The following is a 22,195-nucleotide window of genomic DNA, read 5'->3' as shown; positions in this document are numbered from 1 at the left end:
GGCCGGACCGCGACCTAAGTGCGGTTGTCTGCCCTGGTGGCCCTGGCACCCGACCGTCGGCCCTGAACACCCCAGCGGGTGACTTTGACCAGGGCTTCGCGGATGTTGGAGCCGCTCATCTTCGACACGCCGAGTTCGCGCTCGGTGAAGGTGATGGGCACCTCGGCGATGGTGAATCCGTTGCAGATCGTGCGCCAGGTCAGATCGATCTGGAAGCAGTAGCCCTTGGAGTCGACGCCGTCGAGGTCGATCGCTTCGAGCACTTCGCGGCGGTAGGCGCGGTAGCCGGCGGTGATGTCGTGCACGCCGATCCCAAGGGCCAGCCGCGCGTAGGTGTTCGCGGTCCAGGACAGCGCCCAGCGCCGCCATGGCCAGTTGCGCACCGTCCCGCCCTCGACGTAGCGCGACCCGATGGCCAGGTCGGCGCCGGCGTCCACGGCGTCCAGCAGGCGGTGCAGCTGTTCGGGCGCGTGGCTGCCGTCGGCGTCCATTTCGACCAGGACCGCGTAGTCACGGCTCAACCCCCACGCGAAACCCGCCAGGTACGCCGCGCCCAGGCCGTCCTTGGCGGTGCGGTGCATGACGTGCGTGCGGCCGGCGTCGGACGCCGCCAGCTCGTCGGCGAGCCGTCCGGTGCCGTCGGGGCTGCTGTCGTCCACCACCAGCAGATGCACGTGCGGGCACGCCTCTTTGAGCCGCCGGTGGATGACCGGAAGGTTCTCCAGCTCGTTGTAGGTGGGGATGATCACCAAGACGCGCTGGCTGGGACGGTTGCTTGGGACTTGGGGCGCCGGCTGGCCGGTGGTCATGTAACTCCTCTGTGTCGCCCGAAATCGAAAGTGTGTCGGCCGTCCTGGTCGGACGGCGGGGTGGTCAGTCGCCGTCGTCTGCCGGCGTGCGGTCCCGAGAGTCGGGCGCAGTGTCTTCAGTCGTGCTCGTCTGGCGGGGGTTTGCCCGAGGTTGCACCGGCCCCGTGCGATTGGCGTGTGGACCTGAGACGTGCCGACCGCGGGAACCATCCATTGTGCCGTATCCCGGCCAGAATCACCGCGACGGCCGCCAGCACCATGACCCACTGCATCAGCGGCCCCCACTGCGTCGCCGGCGTCAGCCTGGTCTTGAGCCGGACCTGCATGTCCAGATAGGCGGGCTGGAAGAAGTCGGTGCGGGCCAGCTCGCCGCCGTCGGGGGCCACCACGGCGCTGATTCCCGTGGTGCCGGAAACCACCACGTACCGGTCGTGCTCGACCGCCCGGACCTTGGCGAATGCCAGCTGCTGCTCGCTCATCCTCTTGTTGAAGGTGGCGTTGTTGGCCGGCACGGCCAGCAGCTGGGCACCGCCGAGCACGGCTTGTCGCGGCACGCGGTCGAAGATCACTTCCCAACAGGTGGCGACGCCGAGCGGCACTCCCGCGATGTGCACCACCCCGGAGCCCTGCCGGGGCACGAAGCTTCCGGCGCGGCCCGCGTAGCCGGACAGGTGTGTGAACAGCCAGGGCATCGGCAGGTACTCGCCGAACGGCTGCACGATTTCCTTGTCGTGGCGGTCCGACGGGCCGGTGGCCGGATTCCACACGATCATGGTGTTGGTGTAGTTCGGATCCTGCGGCGAGCGTCCGGGCACTTCGAGCACGCTGCCGATCAGGATAGGAGCGCCGATCGCCGACGCGGCCTGCGAGATCTCCAGGGCGGCATCGTGGTTGACCAACGGGTCGATGTCCGACGAGTCCTCCGGCCAGATCACGAACTGCGGTTGCGGGGCGGCCCCGGAGCGCACGTCCTCGGCCAGCCGCAGGGTTTCCTGGACGTGGTTGTCCAGCACCGCGCGCCGCTGTTGGTTGAACTCGAAGCCCAGCCGCGGCACGTTGCCCTGCACGGCCGCGACGGTCACCGCCGGCTCGCCGCCCGACCCGGTGCCGGCGTGGCGCACCTGCGGCCAGACGATGAGCGACGCGAAGAGCACCAGGCAGATGCAGACGCCGGGCAGCACCACCGCGGGAGGCGCCTGGTCGGGGGCGGCGGCATCCGCGGCGCCGCTGTCGCCGGCCGCGCGGGGCGCCGGGTGACCGGAGTGCCACCACTTCACGATCTCCAGCGCGATGGCCGTCGCGCTGAAGCCCACCAGCATGATCGCCATCGACAGCAGCGCCACGCCGCCGAGCTGGACCAGCGGCAGGAACGGACCATGCGTCTGACCGAACGCCACCGCCCCCCAGGGGAAACCCCCGAACGGGAGGATCGACTTGAGCCACTCCTGGGCCGCCCAGATCAGCGCGAACCAGATGGGCCAGCCGGGCAGCCGGCGCACGGTGACGGCGCACAGGCCGAAGAGGGCGGGAAACAGCGCGCAGACGGTCGCGAGCGCGATCCACGGGATGGGGCCGACCAGGAGCCCGACCCACGGCAACAGCGGCAGGTAGAAAGCCAGCCCGAACAGGAACGCGTAACCCAGGCCGCCCACCGGCGTGGTCGCGGGGTGCGTCAACACCCACGCCAGCAACGCGGCGGCCACCACGGCACCCCACCACCAATTGAGCGACGGGAAACTGGCGCAGAACAATAGACCGCCCATCACGACGCAACTCAGCCGGGTCAGGCGGGGCAGCATCGCGGCCTGGGCGGCGGGCAGCCGCGCGATCACCGCGGCCAGTAGTCCGGTTACCGCGCCGCGCGCCGCGGCCCCGAGCCGACCACCCGGGCTCGCGCCGCGCGGCGCGTGCCCCTCGGGCGATCCCGGTTCCGCGGCGTCCTGGCCGCTGTCGGGTTCGCCGTCGCGCTCGTCGTCCCCGGCTTCGGGCTCGACGCGGACCTGGGCGGCCTCGTCATCGCGGTCCGACTCTGCCTCGTCGCTGACGGGGTCGGTGTCAGGCCGCCGCGGCAGGTCCTCGCCGGTCGTATCGGTTTGGTCCGCGGGCTCGTCGTCGCCCGGCCGGTACCTAGCCATGGATGACAGCGCCCCGATGCACCGTTCGCCGGCACCGCGGTAGGGCATCATCGTCACCCAATCGCGGCAGCGCCGGCACGCGCGACCGCGGGTCCGTCGACCAGCGCTGGACGGTGTCACGCGGGGCGTGCACCTCGAGGTCCCCGGCATCCCAGACGACGTAGGACGCCGGCGCTCCCGGCACCAACGTGCCCGCCTTGCCGTCGCGGACACCTGCCGCCCGCCAGCCGCCGCGGGTGGCCGCAGCAAACGCGGCCCGCGCCGAGACCCCGCTGCCGGGGGTGCGGTGGTCGACGGCAGCGCGCACGCTCACCCACGGGTCGAAGCCCGTGACCGGAGCGTCGGAACCGAGCGCGAGGGGCACGCCTTGGGATGCTAACAGCGCAAAGGGGTTGAGCCGACTGCCTCGCTGGGCACCGAGCCGTCGCGCGTACATGCCGTCGACGCCGCCCCAGAGCGCATCGAAATTGGGCTGCACGCTGGCGATGACGCCCCACTGGCCCAGTTTGGCGGCCTGATCGGCGCTGACCATCTCGACGTGCTCGAGGCGGTGCCCGCAGCGGGCGACGGCGACCGGCCCGAGGTCGGCGACGACGCGCTCGAAAGCGTCCACCACAGTCGCGACCGCGGCGTCCCCGATGACGTGGAACCCGGCGGTGACCTCGGCCTGGGTACACGCCCGAACGTGCGCCTCGACGGCATCGGGATTCAGATAGCAGGTTCCGGTGCACTCCGGCGCGTCCGTGTACGGCTCGTGCAGCCACGCGGTGCGCGACCCAAGGGCCCCGTCGACGAACAGGTCACCGGCCAGCCCGTGGGCTCCGGTCGCCGCGATCAGCTCGCGCGCCTGTGCGGGGCTGCTCACCGGTTCGCCCCAATAACCGATCACCTCGACGCCGTGATCGAGGGCACGCAACTGCAGCCAGTCGTCGATCCCACCGATCTCCGGGCCGGCGCATTCGTGAACCGCGACGATGCCGGCCGCGGCGGCGGCTCGCAGCGCTGCGGTGCGGGCTTCGGCGAGCTGTTCGGCCGTCAGCAGGCCCCGGGCGACGGCCCGCACCAGATGGTGTGCGTCACCGACCAGCGGCCCCTCGGCGCTGAAACCCGCCGCCGCCGAAAGTTCCGTGACCAGCCGCCGCAGCCCCGTTGACGCCAGCGCGGAGTGCACGTCCACCCGAGCGAGGTAGGCGGGCCGGTCGCCGAGAACGGCGTCCAGGCCCCCGGCGCTGGGTGGGGCGTTCTCCGGCCACGAGGTTTCGTCCCAGCCATGGCCCCACACCGGTTGGCCGGGGTGTGCGGCCGCGTACTCGGCGACCATCCGCAGGCATTGGGCGCGCGAGGCCGCCGGGCGCAGGTCCAGCCCGCTGAGCGTCAGCCCGGTGGCGGTGAGATGGATGTGGCTGTCTACGAACCCCGGTGCCACGAATCCGCCCCGAAGATCTTCGACGTCGGCGTCGGGAAACATGCGGTGGCCGACCTCGTCGCTGCCCAGCCATGCCACCACGCCGTCGCGGACGGCCATCGCGGTCGCATCGGGCTGGGCCGGGCTGTGCACCCGGCCATTGATCAGCAGGGTCACCGGTGCGGGACTAACGGTCACGATCGGTCACAGCCCAAAACTACGTGCAAGTGCTCGGATGGCGATAACGGTCGGCGGGCGCCCCGCGCCCGCGTCAGCGTCCGTCGAATCGTTGCGGCTGCGCCGGCGCCTCGACGTCGTGGACATCGATGACCTCGCCGTCGATGTAGTCGCCGTGGCCGCCGCCGGCCTCCGAGTAGTGCCCGCCCGGATACGACGCCGGGTGAGGCTGCGGGCGAAGGACGCTCGCATAACTGAGTCCCGGCATTTGTTGTTGCAGCTTGCGCACCGCCATGGCCGTCAACCCGGGGCCGACGGCCGACCGCACCGGCGGGATCAGCAGCAACAGGCCCAGCGCGGTGCTGACCAGGCCGGGAACGAGGACGAGGAGTGCGGCCAGGCTGACCAGCGCACCGTCGCCCGCCGCCCGTTGGTCGGTCAGGCCCGAGCGCAGGTGCCCGATCCGGCGGATGAGGTGCGACCCGGCCAGCGGGGCCACGATGCCCCAGCCGAGCACGAAGGTGCCCACCAGCGCCAACAGGGTCCAGCCCCATCCGATCGTCGACACCAACGCGAAGATCACCGCCAGTTCGACGACGGCGTAGATCAGCAGCAGCCGCGACACCATGCCAGACCAACGTGTGCCGACCACGCCCAAGTTCCCGTGGTGCTCGCCGGTGTGATTGCAGTTAGATGACGCTATGACGACGATTGAGATCGACACTCCCGACGGACCGATCGATGCGTTACTGAGCACGCCCTCGGGCCAAGGCCCGTGGCCGGGTGTGGTGGTGATCCACGACGCGATCGGCTACGGCCGGGACAAGCAGTCGATTAATGACCGCATCGCCGCGGGGGGTTATCTGGCGCTCACCCCGAATCTGTATTCGCGCGGTGGCCGCATCCGCTGCGTCACCCGCGTCATGAAGGAGTTGCAGACGCAGCGCGGCCGCGCAATCGATGACATCCTGGCCGCGCGCGATCACCTGAAGGCCATGCCGCAATGTTCCGGCCAGGTGGGCATCGCGGGTTTCTGCATGGGCGGCCAGTTCGCTCTTGTCATGTCGCCCAAGGGTTTCGGTGCCTCTGCTCCGTTCTATGGCACTCCCCTGCCCCGCAACCTGGACAAGACGCTGGACGGCGCGTGCCCGGTCGTGGCCAGCTTCGGCGGCCGTGACCCGCTGGGCCGGGGTGCGCCCGAGAAGCTGAACAAGACGATCGCCGCCAAGAACATCACCGCCGACGTGAAGACGTATCCGGGCGTCGGGCACAGCTTCGCCAACGAGCTGCCCGCCCAACCACTGCTTCGCATCGCGGGTTTCGGCTACGACCGGGACGCCACCGAGGACGCATGGCGGCGGGTGTTCGCGTTCTTCGGCGAGCATCTGGGCACGGGCGCCGCGACGTAACGGGTCAGCGCGTGGCGTTGAGCTTCTGCGCCAACACCGTTGCGAACGTGTGGGTATCACCGGGCCAGCGCGCCGACACGTAGCCGCCGTCATCGACGACGAACGCGGGCCGCGAGTCGGTCGCCGTATCGCGCGCCATGCCCGAGGTTTTCCGCCGCCAGTACGGTGTTCCGCGGGCGACATCGCGGAAGTCAGCGGGATCTTTCAGCGCGCGTGTGACTTCCGACTGCACCGACATGTACCCGGCCGGTTGGCCCGGCTCCTCGGTATAGGTCCGGTAATAGTCGCGATCCCAGAACCGGGTCAATCGGGTGATGCGCCAGGCCGACCGCTCCATCGCCCAAGTCAGCGCGGTCGTCTTGCGTCCGTACAGCACGGAACGGCCGGTTTCGGGATCGACGCTGCGCGCGGCGAGCAGCACCCCGTGACAAATGGCGGCCACCGCGAGCTCGCGGGCGAAGGCCTCCGCCACCAGCCGGTGCAGGATGCCGCTGTCGATGTAGCTACGCATCCCGCGGGCGCGGTGCCCGCCCGGCAACAACAGTGCGCCGACGTCGTCGAGGCTGACCCCCGCCCAGGTGACCGGATGCTGGAACTCGTTGGAGTGCACCATGTCTCGGTAGGCCTCGCGCCCTTCTTTGTTGGCGCGCAGTGTCAAGCCCACCAGCGGGATGGCGCCCAGCAGTGGCAGCGCGGACCAGATGTCGAGTCCACGGCCCGTCACCATGATGCCGTCGGCCACCCCGGGCGTGCCGGTTTCGGTCGCGAAGACCACCCGGTGGCCGCTTCGCGTCAATACCCTCCAGCTGACCGCGACCTCGGTCGGGTCGAAGTCGCGGTCCGGAATCGGGATGAGGACGGTGGCCACGGCGCCTTGGCGTTCAGGCCACTTTCAGTTCGAGGCCGACGTTGTTCTCCATGCCGCCGCGCAGCTTGCTGAAGAAGTTGAACACCTTACCCACGACGCCGTAGCGCTTGCCGATCGCGTCGTAGACGGCGGCGGTTTCCGACTTGTCCAGGATGGCTGCGGTCCCCTCGACGGCCTCGCTGGTCGGGCGGCCGTTCATGGTGCAGGTGGCCAGCGTGACCCGCGGGGTATTGCGGATTCGCTTGACCTTCCACGACTTTTCCTGGGTGATCACCAGAAGTCGATCCCCGTGCTGCTTGTCCAGGGCGGCCCAGATCGGCGTCGGCTTGGGTTTGCCGTCTTTGGTGAACGTGGTCAGCAGGATGTACTGCGTCTTGGCAAGGTCGTCGAAGGTCGGCGTCACGAGAACAACTTACCGCCGCGGGACCTCAACGTTGACATTCTCAGCGCTCGGCTGCGATAGTCATGACAGCTTAAATGAAAACATTATTTTCAATTAAGAGATGCAGAGCACCGATCGAAGTAGGCAATGATGGGCGATCCGAAGAAGCCGCTGGCGTGGTTGCCGTTCACGATCGCCGAGGCGGCCTTGGAATCGTCGGGCGAGGCGAGCAATCCCGATCTGTTTGCGGGGTGGTCACAACTCTTGAACCGGCTCAATGAGGCCGCGCAGACCGTCGAATCCGAGCCGGCAAGCCGCAATCGGATCGATCTCGCCGCCGGAATCCGGCACCTGCTGGTGCTGCTCACCGCGGGTATCGACGAGGCGCTGCGGTTCGATCCAGATCCGGTACTGCGCGTCCAACGTACGAGCACCGATGACATCGTGACCTGGGGAATGGAGTGCCCGGACTGCCTCTACACCCGCGCCGCGCTCCACGGCGGGGAGAGCTATCGGCTGTACGGCAACCGCGGGACCGCTCGCTACGTCGGACTCCAGACGATGAACGGCATCACCGCCACCGCCAACGAGTTGGTCGACGAGCTAGAAACCGATCCCGACGGAAACTTCGAGGTGGTGCTGTCGGCCTCGAAACAGTCGGGGCGAGCGGGCAATTGGATGCGCATCGAAGGTGGGCATCCCACGTTGACGGTGCGGCACTTCTTCTACGACTGGGATACCGAGGTGGCCTCGTCGCTGCGCATCGAGCGACTCGGTGACGCGGTCCGGGCCGCACCCGGTCCAGTCGATTCCTATTCAGCGATGACGCGGCAACTGACCGCGCTCGGCGACTTCGTCGCCGACAACCTGGCGTTCTTTTTGCAGTTCGGGTCGGTCGCACCGCCCAACGGCTTCTTGCCTCCCATCGATCGCACCGACATGGGAGCTGCCGCGGAGAACCGGCCGGTGATCGGCCGGTGGGAACTACATCCGGGCGAGGCCCTCATCGTCGAAGTGGAACCACCACAGGGCATCTATTGGAGCTTCTCGATCGGCAACCCGTGGTGGGAGACGATCCATTACGGGCGCCACCAGTCCAGCCTGAATGCCCATCAGGCCGCGATGGATTCCGATGGATTGGTCCGCGTGGTGCTGTGCGATCGCGACCCCGGGATCGCCAACTGGCTCGACACCGCTGGCCACAGCAACGGGCCCATTATCCTGCGCTGCGTGCGGACTGAAACGGCGCCCACACCGACGACACGAGTGGTGCAGTTCGACAATGTCCACACCGAGTTACCTTCGGACACCGCACAAGTCACCCCCGAACAGCGCGCACCAATCCTTGCGGCAAGGCGCCGCGCTGTGCACGAAAGGTTCGGACGGTGACCTTCGATGCTGATGAGTTGGAGGACGGCGCTCGAACAGCGACCGGCCTCGACGATTTCGGATCGTCCTACTACCGCGAGGGACTCGAACGCATCGTCGACGCGCTGAACAACGAGGCGGACCTCAACGACATCGGGCGGGTCATCCAGCACGCCACCATCAGCAACGCCCTGATCCAACGTCTCAACGTCGAGGACGCCTACCGTCACCACCCCGAGATCGACGACCAGACGGTCGGGGGCCCCGTCTTCGTCATCGGCTTGCCCCGCACCGGAACCACCGCGCTGAGCCAACTGGTGGCCGCCGATCCCCAGTTCCGATCGCTGCGGATGTGGGAGTCGCAAGCGCCTACCCCACCACCGGAGGCCGCGACCGAACACAGCGACCCGCGGATCGCGCAGGCCGAGGCCGGCCTGAAGATGCTCGACGACATGTTCCCGCTGATGAAAACCTTGTATAACTCCGAGGCCACAGCGCCGACCGAATGCCAGGACCTGATGGGAATGAGCTTTCGCACCTTCCACTTTGACGGCGCCGTGCGCGCGCCCGGGTATCTCGCGTGGTTGATGGACTGCGACATGCGCGAGACCTACGTCTTTCATCGACGAGTGCTCCGGCTGTTGCAATGGCACTGTCCGCCCGTGCTGTGGCATCTCAAGACGCCCGTGCACATGTTCGCCCTCGACGCTCTCGTCGAGGCATATCCCGACGCCAAATTCCTTTGGAGTCATCGCGATCCGGCGAAAGTTATGGGTTCGGTCTGCAGCCTGATCCGGTATGTGCGTAGCTGGAGCAGCGACCGCGACGACGCCAGGGAACTCGGCGCCGAGCAGGTCGACAGCTGGGTCGAAGGCGTCCGCCGGGCAATGGATTTCCGCGGCCGGATGGGCGATGACCGATTCGCCGACGTCTCGTTCGCGGACCTGCAGACGGATCCGGTTGGCACGCTGCAAACGAGCTACGAGGCCCTGGGCTTGACCTTCACCGATGCCACCCTCGGCGCGGTCACGCGTTGGGCCTCAGACCACCGGCCGGGCTCCCGCGGCGCACATGGCTACGACCTGGTCGACTACGGCCTGACACCCGAAGGCGTGCGCGGGCGGTTTGGGGACTATCTCGCCGCGTACGACGCGACGGCCTGAAGCGTGAGCACCCCTCGCACGCGGCGACGCGAAAAACTCGGTCCAGACGCAGCGGTGCGCCGTGAGATCCTGGCTGCCGCTTCAACCATTCTGCGGGAGAACGGAATTGGGAAGCTCAGCATCGGCGCGGTGCTGGACCGGGCTGCGCTGGGCACCCGGGCGTTCTATCGGCACTTCGAATCCAAGGACGATTTGGTGGCCGCGCTGTTTCTCGACATGGCCCGCGTGGAGGAACGGCGACTGCGACGCCGGATGGCACCTGCCGCCACGGAGGTCGACGCGGTCGCGGCGTGGATCGATGGACGACTCGACCTGGCGTTCGATGACAAGGTCAAATCCGACTTGCGTCGTCTGTCGATGGAAGCTCAGTCGCAGTCCTTTGCACTTGTTCAGCCCGCGTACGCGGAGATGCTCAGGCCGCTGACCGAGGCGCTGCAACGCGGCCTGCAAAGCGGGGTGTTCCACCACGTCGATCCGATGACGGACGCCCAGTTCATTCACGGGGTGGTCTGGGCGGGCATCAACCAACACTGGGCGACAGGCAATTTCGACCGCAACGTGCTCCGCGAACGCATGCTGCAGTTCTGCCTGCGTGCGCTGGGCGTGCGGGTCACAGAACCAATCAAAGGAGACTAGCGATGGACCTGGGCTTCGCCGGATCGACGGCCGTGGTCACCGGCGGCAGTAAGGGCATGGGACTGGCCATCGCCGAAGCCCTTGCGGCCGAAGGAGCCAGCGTGGCGGTGATGGCCAGGGGCCGCGAGACGCTCGATGCCGCCGTCTCGTCGCTGCGGCGGGCGGGTGCTCCGGATGCCGTGGGCATCAGCGTGGATATGACCGACGCCGAATCCATCACCGCCGGCTTCGCCGCCGTCGCGCAACGCTGGGGGCGACTCAACAGCCTGGTCCACACGATCGGACCGGGCGACGGCTATTTCGAGCAGATGGACGACGCACAATGGGACGAGGCGTTCACCCTCGGCACGATGTCGGCCGTCCGATCGATTCGCGCAGCCTTACCGCAGCTGCGCTCCGCGGACTGGGCCCGCATCGTGACGTTGTCCGCGCATTCGATTCAGCGTCAAAATCCGCGGATCATCGCCTACACGGCATCGAAATCGGCGTTGGCCAGTGTGACCAAGAACCTATCGAAAAGCCTTGCCAGGGACGGCATTCTGGTCAACTGCGTGTGTCCGGGAACTATCGTCACCGCGAGCTTCACCGAAGCGCTCAAGGGGGTCCTCGCCGCCGATGGCCTCGACGCCACCAACCCGGTCGACGTCATGACCTGGATCGACAACAACTTTCACCAGCCCTGTGACCTCGGCCGCGCCGGACTGCCCGAAGAGGTCGCCTCCGTTACCGCCTACCTGGCGTCGCGGCGCAACGGCTATGTCACCGGTGCGACAGTCAACGTCGATGGCGGGTCGGACTTCATCTAGGCCGTCGCGCTCGAGCGTAACAGCGGAGGGCTAGCCTTCCAGATCGCCCTCGGTTTCCAGTAGCGCCTGACGCAGCCCGTCGAGGGTTTCCGGTTGCGGCTCCGCCCACATGCCACGCCCGGCCGCCTCCAGCAGCCGTTCGGCCATGCCGTGCAGCGCCCAGGGATTGGATTCCGACATGAACTTGCGGTTCTCCGGGTCCAGCACGTAGCGCTCGGTGAGCTGTTCGTACATCCAGTCGGCCATCACGCCGGCCGTCGCGTCATAGCCGAACAGGTAGTCCACCGTCGCCGCCATCTCGAACGCGCCCTTGTACCCGTGCCGCCGCATCGCCGACATCCAGCGCGGATTGACGACGCGCGCCCGGAAGACGCGGGTGGTCTCCTCTGACAGCGTGCGGGTGCGGATCGCGTCGGGGCGGGTGTTGTCGCCGATATAGGCGGCGGGCGCCTGCCCGGTCAGTGCGCGCACCGTGGCCACCATGCCGCCGTGGTACTGGAAATAGTCGTCGGAGTCGGCGATGTCATGCTCGCGGGTGTCGGTGTTCTTGGCCGCCACCGCGATGCGACGATATTGGCGGTTCATATCGTCGACCGCCTCGCGGCCATCGAGGTCCCGGCCGTAGGCGAAGCCGCCCCAGGCGGTGTATACCTGAGCGAGGTCGGCGTCGTCACGCCAGTTGCGGCTGTCGATCAGCTGCAGCAACCCCGCGCCGTACGTACCCGGCTTGGATCCGAAAATTCTTGTGGTGGAACGGCGTTGATCGCCGTGCTGAGCCAGGTCGGCCTGGGCGTGGGCGCGGACGAAGTTGTCCTCGGCGGGCTCGTCCAGGTCGGCGACCAGCCGCACCGCGTCGTCGAGCATCGTCACCACGTGCGGGAAGGCATCCCGGAAGAAACCGGAGATGCGCACCGTGACGTCGATGCGCGGGCGGCCCAGCTCGGCCGGCGGAATCGCCGCCAGATCGACGACGCGCCGCGACGCGTCATCCCACACCGGGCGAACACCGAGCAGGGCGAGGACTTCGGCGATGTCATCACCGGCGGTGCGCATCGCCGAGGTGCCCCACACCGACAGCCCGACCGATTGCGGCCACTGGCCGTGGTCGTCTCGGTAGCGGGTGAGCAGCGAATCCGCCAGTGCCACACCGGCTTCCCAGGCCAGCCGGGACGGCACCGCCTTGGGGTCGACGGAATAGAAGTTGCGGCCGGTGGGCAGCACATTGACCAGGCCGCGCAGCGGGGATCCGGACGGGCCGGCCGGGATGAACCGGCCGTCCAGGGCGCGCAGCACCTGCGTGATTTCGGCGGCGGTGCCGGCGAGGCGTGGCACCACTTCGGTGGCCGCGAATCGCAGCACCGCGGCGACGTCGGCGTTGTCGGCGATCCGTTCGGCCGCATCGGCGTCCCAGCCGGTCGCCTGCAAGGCGGCGATGAGTTCGCGGGCCACGGCCTCGGTGTGATCGACCGTGGTCCGGTCGTCGGTGCCGTCTTCGGCCAGACCCAGGGCCTGTCGCAATCCGGGCAGGGTGTGCTCGCCGCCGAACAGTTGGCGGGCCCGCAGGATCGCCAGCACCAGGTCCAGTTCGGCTTGCCCCGTGGGCTTTTGCCCCAGGATATGCAGGCCGTCGCGGATCTGGACATCCTTGATCTCGCACAGCCAGCCGTCGACATGCAGCAGCATGTCGTCGAACGAGTCTTCCTCGGGTCGTTCGGTCAGCCCTAGATCGTGGTCCATCTTGGCGGCCCGCATCAGCGTCCAGATCTGCTGGCGGATGGCGGGTAGCTTGCCGGGGTCCAGCGCGGCGACGTTGGCGTGCTCGTCGAGCAGTTGCTCCAAACGTGCGATGTCACCGTAGGATTCGGCGCGCGCCATCGGTGGAATCAGATGGTCGACCAGAACGGCGTGCGCGCGCCTTTTGGCCTGGGTGCCCTCGCCGGGGTCGTTAACCAGGAAGGGGTAGATCATCGGCAGGTCGCCCAGCGCGGCGTCGGGGCCGCAGGCCGCCGACATGCCCAGCGTCTTGCCGGGCAGCCATTCCAGGTTGCCGTGCTTGCCCAGATGCACCACCGCGTGCGACCCGAAGCCGACGTCCAGCCAGTGATAGGCGGCCAGGTAGTGGTGGCTGGGCGGCAGGTCCGGGTCGTGATAGATGGCGACCGGGTTTTCCCCGAAGCCGCGGGGCGGCTGCACCATCAGTACCAGGTTCTCCGATTGCATTGCGGCGATGACGATTTCGCCGTCGGGATCGTTGCTGCGGTCCACGAACAGGTTACCGGGTGCCGGGCCCCAGTGCTCGGTGACGGCGTCGGTGAAGCCGGTGGGCAGGGTCGCAAACCATTCGCCGTAGTCCTTGGCGGACACCCGGATCGGGTTGCCCGCCAGCTGGCCTTCGGTGAGCCAATCGGGGTCCTGTCCTCCCCGCTCGATCAGCGCGTGGATCAGGGCGTCGCCGTCGTTGGCCTCGACGCCCGGCAGCTCACCCACCCGGTAGCCGTGCTCGCGCATCGCCTGCAGCAGCGCGACGGCGCTCGCCGGCGTGTCCAACCCGACCGCGTTACCGATGCGGGCGTGCTTGGTGGGATAGGCCGAGAACACCAGGGCCACCCGCTTGTCCGCCGGGGCGACTTGGCGCAGCCGCGCGTGGCGGACCGCCAAGCCCGCGACTCGGGCGCAGCGCTCCGCGTCGGCGACGTAAGAGATCAGGCCGTCGTCGTCAATCTCTTTGAAGGAGAACGGCACAGTGATGATACGGCCGTCGAACTCGGGCACGGCCACTTGACTGGCCACGTCGAGCGGGCTCAGTCCGTCGTCGTTCGCGCGCCATTGGGCGCGCGGGCTGGTCAGGCACAGCCCCTGCAGGATCGGGATATCTAGCGCGGCAAGGTGTTCGACGTTCCAGCTGTCATCGGCACCGCCGGCGGCGGCCTCAGCAGGTCGCAGTCCCCCGGCGGCGAGGACGGTGACCACCATGGCGTCGGCGTCGCCCAGCCGTTGCAGCAGTTCGGGTTCGGCGGTGCGCAGGGACGCGCAGTAGACCGGCATCGCCCGCGCGCCGGCGTCCTCGATGGCCCGGCACAGCGCCTCGACGTAGCCGGTGTTGCCGGCCAGGTGCTGCGCGCGGTAGTACAACACGGCGATCGTCGGGCCGTCGGCATCAATTGCGTGCGGCCGCGGCAGATCCCCCCACGTCGGGGTCACGACCGGCGGGGTGAATCCGAACCCGGTCATCAACACGGTGTCCGAGAGGAAGGCGTGCAGCTGGCGCAGGTTGTCCACGCCGCCGTGGGCCAGGTAGATGTGCGCCTGCACCGCGATGCCCGCGGCCAGCGTGGACAGGCCGGTCAATTCGGCGTCGGCGGCCTGCTCGCCGCTGACCAACACCGTGGGCACCCCACTGGCGATCACCGTGTCGATGCCGCTCTGCCATGCGCGGTAGCCGCCGAGGATCCGCACCACCACGATGGCGGCGTCGGCCAGCAGGTCGGGCAGTTCGTCTTCCGACAGTCGCGACGGATTGGCCCACCGATAGTTCTTCCCGCTGGAACGGGCGCTGATCAGGTCGGTATCGGATGTCGACAGCAGCAGGATGGTCGGCTCAGCCACCCGTCATTCGTACCGCAACCAGGCGCACGCGCCCCTACTGGGACCGCTCAACCGCCCAGCATCGCCGCGATCCGGTCGGCGACCTGTTGCGCCACGATCCGGGCCGGTCCGTCCTTCGCCGGTTCGTAGCGGTCCGCGAGGGCGTCGTAGTCGGCGCCGGCGATCGACCCGTGATCGGCCGCCAGTTCGACCATCTCCACCGGCCAGCCGACACTTTCCAGGCGGGCGGCAAATTCTCGGCTGGCGGCCACCGGCACGACGTCATCATCGAGACCGTGCAGCAACGAGAACGGCGAACCGACGCCGGCGGCGTTCAGCCCATCGGTCAGCGGCGCACCGGAGATCGGATCGGGGACCATGAACGCTCCGGCGAGGCAGACCGTGTGCGCGGGAGCGAAGTCGAATTGCGCCGCGTTCAGCGTCACGCCCGCCGCGGCGGCCCCGCCCATCGACCATCCGACAAGCAGGATGCGCTCGGCATCGGTGGCGAGGTTGCGGGTGAACTCCAGCGACCGCAGCAGATCCGCCCGCCCGCCGTCAGCGGCATGGGAGTTCCAGTCCGGTGCCACCACCACGGCGGAGCGCCCGCCCAGCATGCCGGCCAGTGGGCCGACGGCGGCGCGGGCATCGGTTTGCGCGCCATGCCACAACAAGATCGTGGACGGCGCCGGCTCGCCGAAGACATCGGCCAGCCGGCCAGGGGCATATTCCACCGTCCTCACGGGCACGAGGATGCCCGCGCTGACGTGTGTTCAATCCTCGATCAGGCAACGCCCTTGTTGCGCAGGATCGGCAAGACGCCCTCGGCGAACCAGTAGGCCTCTTCCAAATGCGGATAACCCGACAGGATGAATTCGTCGAAGCCCAACGCGTGGTATTCGGCGATGAGGTCGGCGACCTCCTGGTGGCTACCGACTAGCGCGGTCCCCGCACCGCCGCGCACCAGCCCCACCCCGGCCCACAGGTTCGGGTAGATCTCCAGCTTGTCGAGACGGCCGCCGTGCAGCGCGGTCATCCGGCGCTGCCCCTCGGATTCCGAACGAGCATGCTGCTCGGTGGCATTCGCGATCTGCTCGGGGCTCAGTTCGTTGACCAGTTCCTCGGCCACCGCCCATGCCGCCGCGGAGGTGTCGCGGCTGATGGTGTGCAACCGGATTCCGAACCGCATCTCGCGGCCCCGCTCGTGGGCCAGCGTCCGAACCGTGCTGATCTTCTCGGCGGCGGCCTGCGGCGGCTCACCCCAGGTGAGATACACGTCCACGTATTCGGAAGCGATGGCCAGCGCCGGTGGTGAGGATCCGCCGAAATAGATCTGCGGCAACGGATCCGGCGGCTCGGACACGCGCGCGTCTTCGACGTGGTAGTACTTGCCCTCGAAGTCGACGGATTCCTGCCGCCACACGGAGCTGACGATGTGCAGGAATTCGCCGGTGCGCGCGTAGCGCTCGTCGTGGCCGAGCCAGTCACCGAAGCGGCGCTGCTCGCGATCGTCGCTGCCACTGACGACGTTGAGCAGCACCCGGCCATCCGAAAAGCGCTGCAGCGTCGCGGTCTGCTGGGCGGCCAGCGTCGGCGGCACCAGGCCCGGCCGGAACGCGACCAGGAACTTCAACCGTTCCGTCTCGGCGAGCAGCGCCGACGCCGTCAACCACGCGTCCTCACACCAGGTTCCGGTGGGAGTCAGCACGCCCTCGTAGCCGAGCCGGTCCGCGGCGCGCGCCACCTCGGCCAGGTAGCGGCGCGTCGGCTTGCGATGGCTCGCCGGAACCACGTGATGCGACGACGCGTGCGAGCCGCCCACGATGGATCGACTGTCGCCGGTGGTCGGTAAGAACCAGAAAAACTTTGCCGCCATAACTCCTCAGATCAGCTGGCGAGGCCTTGTCGCAACGCCTCGTTGAATCGACGGTCGACCCAGTTGGCAAACCGGGGCGACGACGCGAGCTGGCCTGCGGCCGCGAACAAATCGGCCAGCTTCTGTTCCGACGCGACCACGTCATCACCGAGTTCGGTCGGTAGCCGCAGGCTGCGCGTCGCCGCGACCGCCGCCACTTGGGCATCTAATCCTACTGCGGCGGAATAGTCTTGGGCCCATTCTTGGGGGTGAGCCCTGGCCCACTGCACGGCCTTCTCGAAACGCACCAGCAGGTCGGACAGCGCGGTGTTGCGTTTCGGGTCGTCCAGCGCCCGGTCGGATGCGACGCCCACCCAGTCGCCATTGGTGACGCCCTGCGCCTCGGCGATGCTGCGCACCGGGATCTGCTGTTCGGCCTGGGCCGTATAGGGATCCCAGATGGCCCAGGCGTCGGCCTGGTGCTGGCTGAACGCCGACAGCGCATCGGCGTGCTGCAGGAACACGAACTTCACCTCGGCGGGCTTGAGCCCGGCCTTGTCCAGCTGGGCCAACAGGTTGGCGTGCGACGAGCTGCCCTTGGCAACGGCGATCGCCTTCCCACGCAGATCGGAGACCGATGTGATAGGCGAATCGGCATGCACCAGAACGCGATTGCCCGCGCCACCGCCACCGTACGCGGAGACCGCCTTGATCCTCGCGTTGCTGGCGGCCCCGAAGATCGGCGGCGTGTTGCCGGTGATCGCGAAGTCGATCTTGCCCGCGGTGGCCGCCTCGACTTGCGGCGGCCCGGAGGTGAACGTCGAGAACGCGACGCGGTAGGGCAGGTTGTCCAGCTGCCCGGCGGCGCGCAGCAGCGCTTCGGTGCCACCCTTCTGATCCCCCACCTGCAGGGTCAGACCCGACACCTCCGACAACGGCACCGCGGCCGGCGGCGGCTTAGGCCCCAAACTCGCAGTGCGCGAGACACATCCGGCCAACACGAATACGACCGTCGCGGCCAGCGCGGCGAAACCCCGCGTCAAAGCCGCACACCAAGACGATCCAGCAACTCCGCGCGATGCCGCTCGGTGGCCACACCTGTTCCGCGGCGAGGCTCGTCGATGGTCAGCGTGTGCACGACACGGCCTTCCTCGAGCATCAGCACACGATCGGCCAGCGCGACCGCTTCGTCGACGTCATGGGTGATCAGCAACACCCCGAACCCGTGTCGGCGCCACAAACCCAGCAGCAGGGTGTGCATGGTCAGCCGGGTCAGCGCATCCAGCGCTCCGAAAGGTTCGTCGAGCAGCAGCAGTTGGGGCTCGGCCACCAGCGCGCGGGCCAGCGAAACCCGTTGCGCCTGACCGCCCGACAGGGTCAGCGGCCACGCTCCCGCATGGTCGGCCAGCCCGACGTCGGCCAGCGCCTGGTCGGCGCGCTCGCGGACTCGCGCCCGCGGGATGCGGCTGCGGGTGAGGCCGTAGCCGACGTTGGTCCGCACATCGCGCCACGGGAAGAGGCGCGGCTCCTGGAATGCCAGCGCCGGGGCGCCGGCCACCAAGCGCTGCCCGCTGTGGTCATCCGACAATCCGGCGAGCACTCGCAGCACCGTCGATTTGCCCGAGCCGCTGCGCCCGACCAGAGCGACGATCTCGCCCCGTTGCACCCGCACCGAAACGTCGTTGAGCACTTGCCGGTTTCCGTACCACTTGTCGACGTGGCGCAGCTCGCCGGCGATACCTGTCCGCCCGCGGGTGGTGGCGGCCGTTTCCGCGATGAGTGTCAAGCCTGGACCTTTCAGTGTCGGTAACGCAGCGTGCGGCGTTCGATGAGCCGGACGAGGGCGTCGGTGATGATGCCCAACAGCGCGTAGATGGTCAGCCCGAAGATGATGATGTCGATTCGCAGGAAATCGCGGGCGTTGTTGATCAGGAAGCCAATTCCCTTGTCGGCGTTGATCTGCTCGGCGACGATCAAGGTCAGCCACGCGATGGCCAGCGATTGCCGGAAACCGACGAGCACCTGCGGCGCCGTGCTGGGCACGATGATCCGGGTGAACCGCTGAGCGAACGAAAAACCCAACACCCGAGCGGTTTCCAGCATCTTGGGGTCGACCTGCCGGATCGCCGAAAAGGTGTTGAGGTAGAGCGGGAAGACCACACCGAGGGCGACGAGCAACACCTTGGGCAGCTCGCCGATTCCGAACCAGAGGATGAACAGCGGGATCAGCCCCAGGTGCGGCAGTGCCCGGATCATCTGCATCGGCGGGTCCACGGTCGATTCGATCCAGCGGGACAGGCCGACCGCCGCGCCCGCCACGATCCCGATGATCCCGCCCAGCAGCAGCCCCTCTACAACGCGGACGGTGGAGATGTGCAGCGCATCTGCGAGCTGGCCGTTGCGGGTCAACTCGACGCCCGCCTCGAGGATCAGGGAGGGGGCCGGAAGTACGTCGGCGGGAATCAGGCCGAGGGCGCTGCCCAGCTGCCATAGTGCCAGCACGGCCAGCGGCGACGCGACGCGCACGACTTCCCATTTGCGGCGCGCCCACAATCCGCTCGGGCCGCCGGCTCGGGCTCCGCCCGGCTTGCTCGGCGCAGCGTCAAGCGCGGTGGCAATGCTCACCGTGCCGACGCTATGGCGCGGCCGGGGGTCCGGGTAAGGGTTTACGTCTGGCTGAAAGCAATCGAAGAACACCGGGTCCGGCGGTGGCCGTTAGGAGTAGTACCGCGTAGCTGCTCAAGCAGATTAGTCACCTTGTGCAGAGATCACATGCGTCAACTCAGGTCACGACCCCTACACTGCCGCGCCACCCTGTGGCGAAACCAATGATTCAGCGCGCCAGATCCAGGACCACCGCGCGCAGGCAGGAACGTGTCGGCTGCCCGCGGCAACGTTTCCGGCCTACCAGGAAGGACGCCCCCTCCTACGATGGACAGGAAGCGTCAAAAAGGCGATCGATCAGGAAGCCAAGCCCGGCCGTGCCCCCAGTGCCCCGACTGCCCCCGATGAAGCGGCTGACTACGTCTAAGTGAGCCAGCCGCCAGCGCGTGAGGCCGGCGATGAATACATCGAGCTGCGCGCCGAGATGGAGGCGTTGCCGGCGGTTGCCCCCGTCGCCGTTGCGCCGGTCGGAGACGATTTCGAGTAACGCCGCCACGGGAGCGTGGCGAACGCCGGCCAGTATGGTCGTGAACTGGGGCGACTGTCCGGCGCTCATACCCTGTAAACCAGGCCGGAACCGGTGGAAGTCATTCACCGCAAGGTGTTGTAGGGCATTCTGTGTCGTAACGATCAGTTCAAGCAGGGCGTTGGCGCGCTTCAAACGACCGACCGCTCTGTCGAAGTCCGAACGACGGGCGGACTCAAGTGCAAGGTCAAGGTCGACCAAGATCTGCGACACCCACAGTTCAGAGGCTTGGTGGATGATCTGAAAGTACCTCTCGTCGGCCCAAACAGACCGGTCGGCGTCCCCAGACGAAGGCTGTACCGCGCCGAGCAGCTCGTCGAGGTGCAGGTAATCCGCGTAGCGTAGCTTGGCCTCGGGCCTTCCCTCGGCATCGATGTCGTCGGCCTGGTCTTCCAGATGTCTGAACGGGCAAACGGCGGGAGTTACTTCCACTGAGCTGACACGTTTGTCCAACTGTTCCTGCAACATGCTTGGAGCCGTGGCTACCGGCCACAGGCTGTGCTGCTTTTCGTCGTTGGTCAAGACTAAAAAGCTCCCATTGTCCTCTTCGAACGAATTGATACTCACCATTCCTCCAAAACCTCGATTTGGCATGGGCCGAACAGTTTGGTGCACTAGCTATTTCTGACCCGGGGCCCTAGGACTTGGCCCCGCAACCGTCCCGACCGATTGCATGATCCAGAGCATTGTGAGTTTCAATCATGTTTTCCGGCTTATGAAGCCGGTAGCGTAGTCGGGACGCTTACATAGAGTGGTGGGCGGCAGCAAACTGCAAGCAAACAGAGTGGCGGCTCCGGCAGCCACGGGAAAATTACGCAATCGAAAATGAGCGCACGAGCACGGATTACATTCTGCAACAGCGTTTTTCGTCGATACCACCAGACTTCGACCCTTACGCAGGGATGCGGCCTCGCCTGACGGCCATGAGGGTCGTGACGCCGCCCTTCGCGAACATCGGGCAGAGTTATCCCGCCACCAGCCGCACCGAGACGAGCAACCGATCGCGGGTCCTTCGCCGAAGCATTCCGCTCGCGGTTGCCCGCGGCGCAGGCACCCTGCCCGGGCCGCCGGGTGGCGGTCGCGGTGGCCACCAACGGGAACGCTGACCGATTAGGATTCGGTTCGCGCCGGATTTCAAAGCTTTCAGCAAAAAACCTTGCTCGGCGGTTAGTTCGAAATCGGTTCACTGTCGGGCCTCGAGAGAAACGGCTCCGGCGAAGCTCACGCTGGCGTCAGATTCAGTCCTGGTGTTCAGGAGATCTACGGACCCGTACCGTTGACCGGTGGCCAGGACCAGTGCCGAAGACGCATGCCCGGGTGCGTTGCAGGTGCACCAGGCGGCCGATGGCGCCTTGGCCCGGATCCGGCTGCCCGGCGGCATGATCACCGCCGCCCAGCTGGCCACGTTGGCCGCAGTCAGTAGCCAGTCAGGTTCGGGGTCGCTCGAGCTGACCGCCCGTGGCAACGTGCAGCTGCGCGGGCTGACCGACCTGACCGCGGTGGGCGAGAAGCTCGCGGCGGCGGGCCTGTTGCCGTCGACGACGCACGAGCGGGCCCGCAACATCGTGGCCTCACCGCTGTCGGGCCGCTCCGGAGGACACCTCGACCTGCGGCGCTGGGTCGGCGAGCTCGACGCCGCGCTCTGCGCCGAGCCCAGGCTCGCCGAGCTGGGCGGCCGGTTCTGGTTCAGCCTGGACGACGGGCGCGCCGACGTCTCGGGGCTGCGCGCCGACGTCGGGGTGCACGCGTTCCCCGACGGCTGCGCGCTGTTACTCGCCGGACGCGACACCGGTGTCCGGCTGGTGGCCGGCGAGGTCGTCGAGACGCTGATCACCCTCGCGTCGCGGTTCGTCGACATCCGCGAAACGGCTTGGCGCGTCCAAGAATTGGACGATCTGCGGCGGCTGCTCCCCGGCGCCGAACCGGGCCCCATCTCCTTTGCGGCCGTCACCAAGGCGCCGGTGGGCTGGATCGGCCAGGACGACGGGCGGGTGACGCTGGGCGCGGCGGTGCCGCTGGGTGTGCTGCCGGCGCGCGTCGCGGAGTACCTGGCTGCGATCGAGGCGCCGCTGGTGATCACGCCGTGGCGCTCGGTGCTGGTGTGTGATCTCAGTGAAGAGGTGGCCGACACCGCGCTGCGGGTGCTGGCGCCCCTGGGCCTGGTGTTCGACGAGAACTCGCCGTGGCTGACCGTCAGCGCCTGCACCGGCAGCCCCGGCTGCGCACGCTCGGCCGCCGACGTGCGGGCGGATGCCGCGCGATCGCTGGATGCCGACTCGACGGTGCACCGGCACTTCGTCGGCTGCGACCGGGCGTGCGGCAGTCCGCTCGCCGGTGAGGTGCTGGTGGCCACACCGGACGGATACCGGCAGCTGTAGCCGGGTGCGGCGGGTCGCCGCGTGGGCGA

The 22,195-nt window shown here is 67.9% G+C and carries 17 protein-coding genes and 2 pseudogenes; 6 read left to right on the top strand and 13 right to left on the bottom strand.

All coding sequences use genetic code 11. The features are described 5' to 3' along the window. Positions 1-14: 14 nt before the first annotated feature. The 4 genes and pseudogenes from MTY59_RS28010 to MTY59_RS20000 form a co-directional block, all read right to left on the bottom strand. Positions 15-836: pseudogene (locus MTY59_RS28010) on the bottom strand (polyprenol monophosphomannose synthase); the annotation flags it as partial. A 160-nt stretch (positions 837-996) separates the two neighbouring features. After that, a pseudogene (lnt, locus tag MTY59_RS28005) lies at positions 997-2,608 on the bottom strand (apolipoprotein N-acyltransferase); the annotation flags it as partial. A 328-nt stretch (positions 2,609-2,936) separates the two neighbouring features. After that, positions 2,937-4,526, bottom strand: a complete 1,590-nt coding sequence (locus MTY59_RS20005; RefSeq protein ID WP_250160887.1) for an amidohydrolase — start codon at positions 4,524-4,526, stop codon at positions 2,937-2,939. A gap of 94 nt (positions 4,527-4,620) precedes the next feature. Next, positions 4,621-5,154: an FxsA family protein gene (locus tag MTY59_RS20000; protein ID WP_221042687.1), complete on the bottom strand. Its 534-nt coding sequence runs from the start codon at positions 5,152-5,154 to the stop codon at positions 4,621-4,623. A 73-nt stretch (positions 5,155-5,227) separates the two neighbouring features. Between MTY59_RS20000 and MTY59_RS19995 the strand changes: the two genes are divergently transcribed. Beyond that, complete coding sequence (locus tag MTY59_RS19995) at positions 5,228-5,935, top strand: dienelactone hydrolase family protein (RefSeq protein ID WP_221042686.1); 708 nt, start codon at positions 5,228-5,230, stop codon at positions 5,933-5,935. A gap of 4 nt (positions 5,936-5,939) precedes the next feature. Here MTY59_RS19995 and MTY59_RS19990 read toward each other — a convergent pair whose 3' ends face one another. Further along, complete coding sequence (locus MTY59_RS19990) at positions 5,940-6,803, bottom strand: type 1 glutamine amidotransferase domain-containing protein (RefSeq protein WP_221042685.1); 864 nt, start codon at positions 6,801-6,803, stop codon at positions 5,940-5,942. Positions 6,804-6,816: 13 nt separating this feature from the next. Further along, the gene (locus MTY59_RS19985; RefSeq protein WP_221042684.1) at positions 6,817-7,206 is read right to left on the bottom strand and encodes a PPOX class F420-dependent oxidoreductase; all 390 of its coding nucleotides are present in this window, start codon (positions 7,204-7,206) and stop codon (positions 6,817-6,819) included. A 129-nt stretch (positions 7,207-7,335) separates the two neighbouring features. Between MTY59_RS19985 and MTY59_RS19980 the strand changes: the two genes are divergently transcribed. The 4 genes from MTY59_RS19980 to MTY59_RS19965 are packed head-to-tail and all read left to right on the top strand — an operon-like array spanning position 7,336 to position 11,158. Further along, on the top strand, positions 7,336-8,574 hold the full coding sequence (locus MTY59_RS19980; RefSeq protein ID WP_221046544.1) for a DUF1214 domain-containing protein: 1,239 nt from the start codon (positions 7,336-7,338) through the stop codon (positions 8,572-8,574). Next, a complete protein-coding gene (locus MTY59_RS19975; protein WP_221042683.1) occupies positions 8,571-9,716 on the top strand; it encodes a sulfotransferase family protein in 1,146 nt (381 codons plus the stop codon). Before MTY59_RS19980 ends, MTY59_RS19975 begins: the two co-directional genes overlap by 4 nt. Positions 9,717-9,719: 3 nt before the next feature. Further along, positions 9,720-10,352 carry a TetR/AcrR family transcriptional regulator gene (locus MTY59_RS19970; protein WP_221042682.1) on the top strand — a complete coding sequence of 211 codons (633 nt, stop codon included), beginning with the start codon at positions 9,720-9,722 and terminating at the stop codon, positions 10,350-10,352. Positions 10,353-10,354: 2 nt separating this feature from the next. Further along, positions 10,355-11,158, top strand: coding sequence for an SDR family NAD(P)-dependent oxidoreductase (locus MTY59_RS19965; protein ID WP_221042681.1), 804 nt, complete (start codon positions 10,355-10,357; stop codon positions 11,156-11,158). A 30-nt stretch (positions 11,159-11,188) separates the two neighbouring features. Here MTY59_RS19965 and cobN read toward each other — a convergent pair whose 3' ends face one another. The 7 genes from cobN to MTY59_RS19930 form a co-directional block, all read right to left on the bottom strand. Next, entirely contained in the window at positions 11,189-14,764 is a 3,576-nt protein-coding gene (cobN, locus tag MTY59_RS19960) for a cobaltochelatase subunit CobN (RefSeq protein ID WP_221042680.1), read from the bottom strand. A 47-nt stretch (positions 14,765-14,811) separates the two neighbouring features. Next, positions 14,812-15,486, bottom strand: coding sequence for an alpha/beta hydrolase (locus tag MTY59_RS19955; protein WP_221042679.1), 675 nt, complete (start codon positions 15,484-15,486; stop codon positions 14,812-14,814). Positions 15,487-15,527: 41 nt separating this feature from the next. Continuing rightward, positions 15,528-16,619 (bottom strand): LLM class flavin-dependent oxidoreductase, encoded by a 1,092-nt coding sequence (locus tag MTY59_RS19950; RefSeq protein ID WP_221042678.1) that lies wholly within the window; start codon positions 16,617-16,619, stop codon positions 15,528-15,530. Between the two features lie 11 nt (positions 16,620-16,630). Further along, positions 16,631-17,641, bottom strand: a complete 1,011-nt coding sequence (locus MTY59_RS19945; protein ID WP_221042677.1) for an ABC transporter substrate-binding protein — start codon at positions 17,639-17,641, stop codon at positions 16,631-16,633. Then, positions 17,638-18,384, bottom strand: coding sequence for an ABC transporter ATP-binding protein (locus MTY59_RS19940; RefSeq protein WP_221042676.1), 747 nt, complete (start codon positions 18,382-18,384; stop codon positions 17,638-17,640). Before MTY59_RS19940 ends, MTY59_RS19945 begins: the two co-directional genes overlap by 4 nt. An 11-nt stretch (positions 18,385-18,395) precedes the next feature. Continuing rightward, positions 18,396-19,223, bottom strand: coding sequence for an ABC transporter permease (locus MTY59_RS19935; RefSeq protein ID WP_221042675.1), 828 nt, complete (start codon positions 19,221-19,223; stop codon positions 18,396-18,398). A 301-nt stretch (positions 19,224-19,524) separates the two neighbouring features. Beyond that, positions 19,525-20,358, bottom strand: coding sequence for a tryptophan 2,3-dioxygenase family protein (locus MTY59_RS19930; RefSeq protein ID WP_221042674.1), 834 nt, complete (start codon positions 20,356-20,358; stop codon positions 19,525-19,527). A gap of 713 nt (positions 20,359-21,071) precedes the next feature. On the opposite strand from MTY59_RS19930, the gene cobG reads away from it, so the two are divergent. After that, positions 21,072-22,166: a precorrin-3B synthase gene (gene cobG, locus MTY59_RS19925; RefSeq protein WP_221042673.1), complete on the top strand. Its 1,095-nt coding sequence runs from the start codon at positions 21,072-21,074 to the stop codon at positions 22,164-22,166. Positions 22,167-22,195: the final 29 nt, after the last annotated feature.

The sequence above is a fragment of the Mycobacterium senriense genome, from assembly GCF_019668465.1.
GTDB lineage: Bacteria > Actinomycetota > Actinomycetes > Mycobacteriales > Mycobacteriaceae > Mycobacterium > Mycobacterium senriense.
The sequence above is the reverse complement of the archived record's forward strand: the minus strand, read 5'-3'. Positions and strand labels throughout refer to the sequence as shown.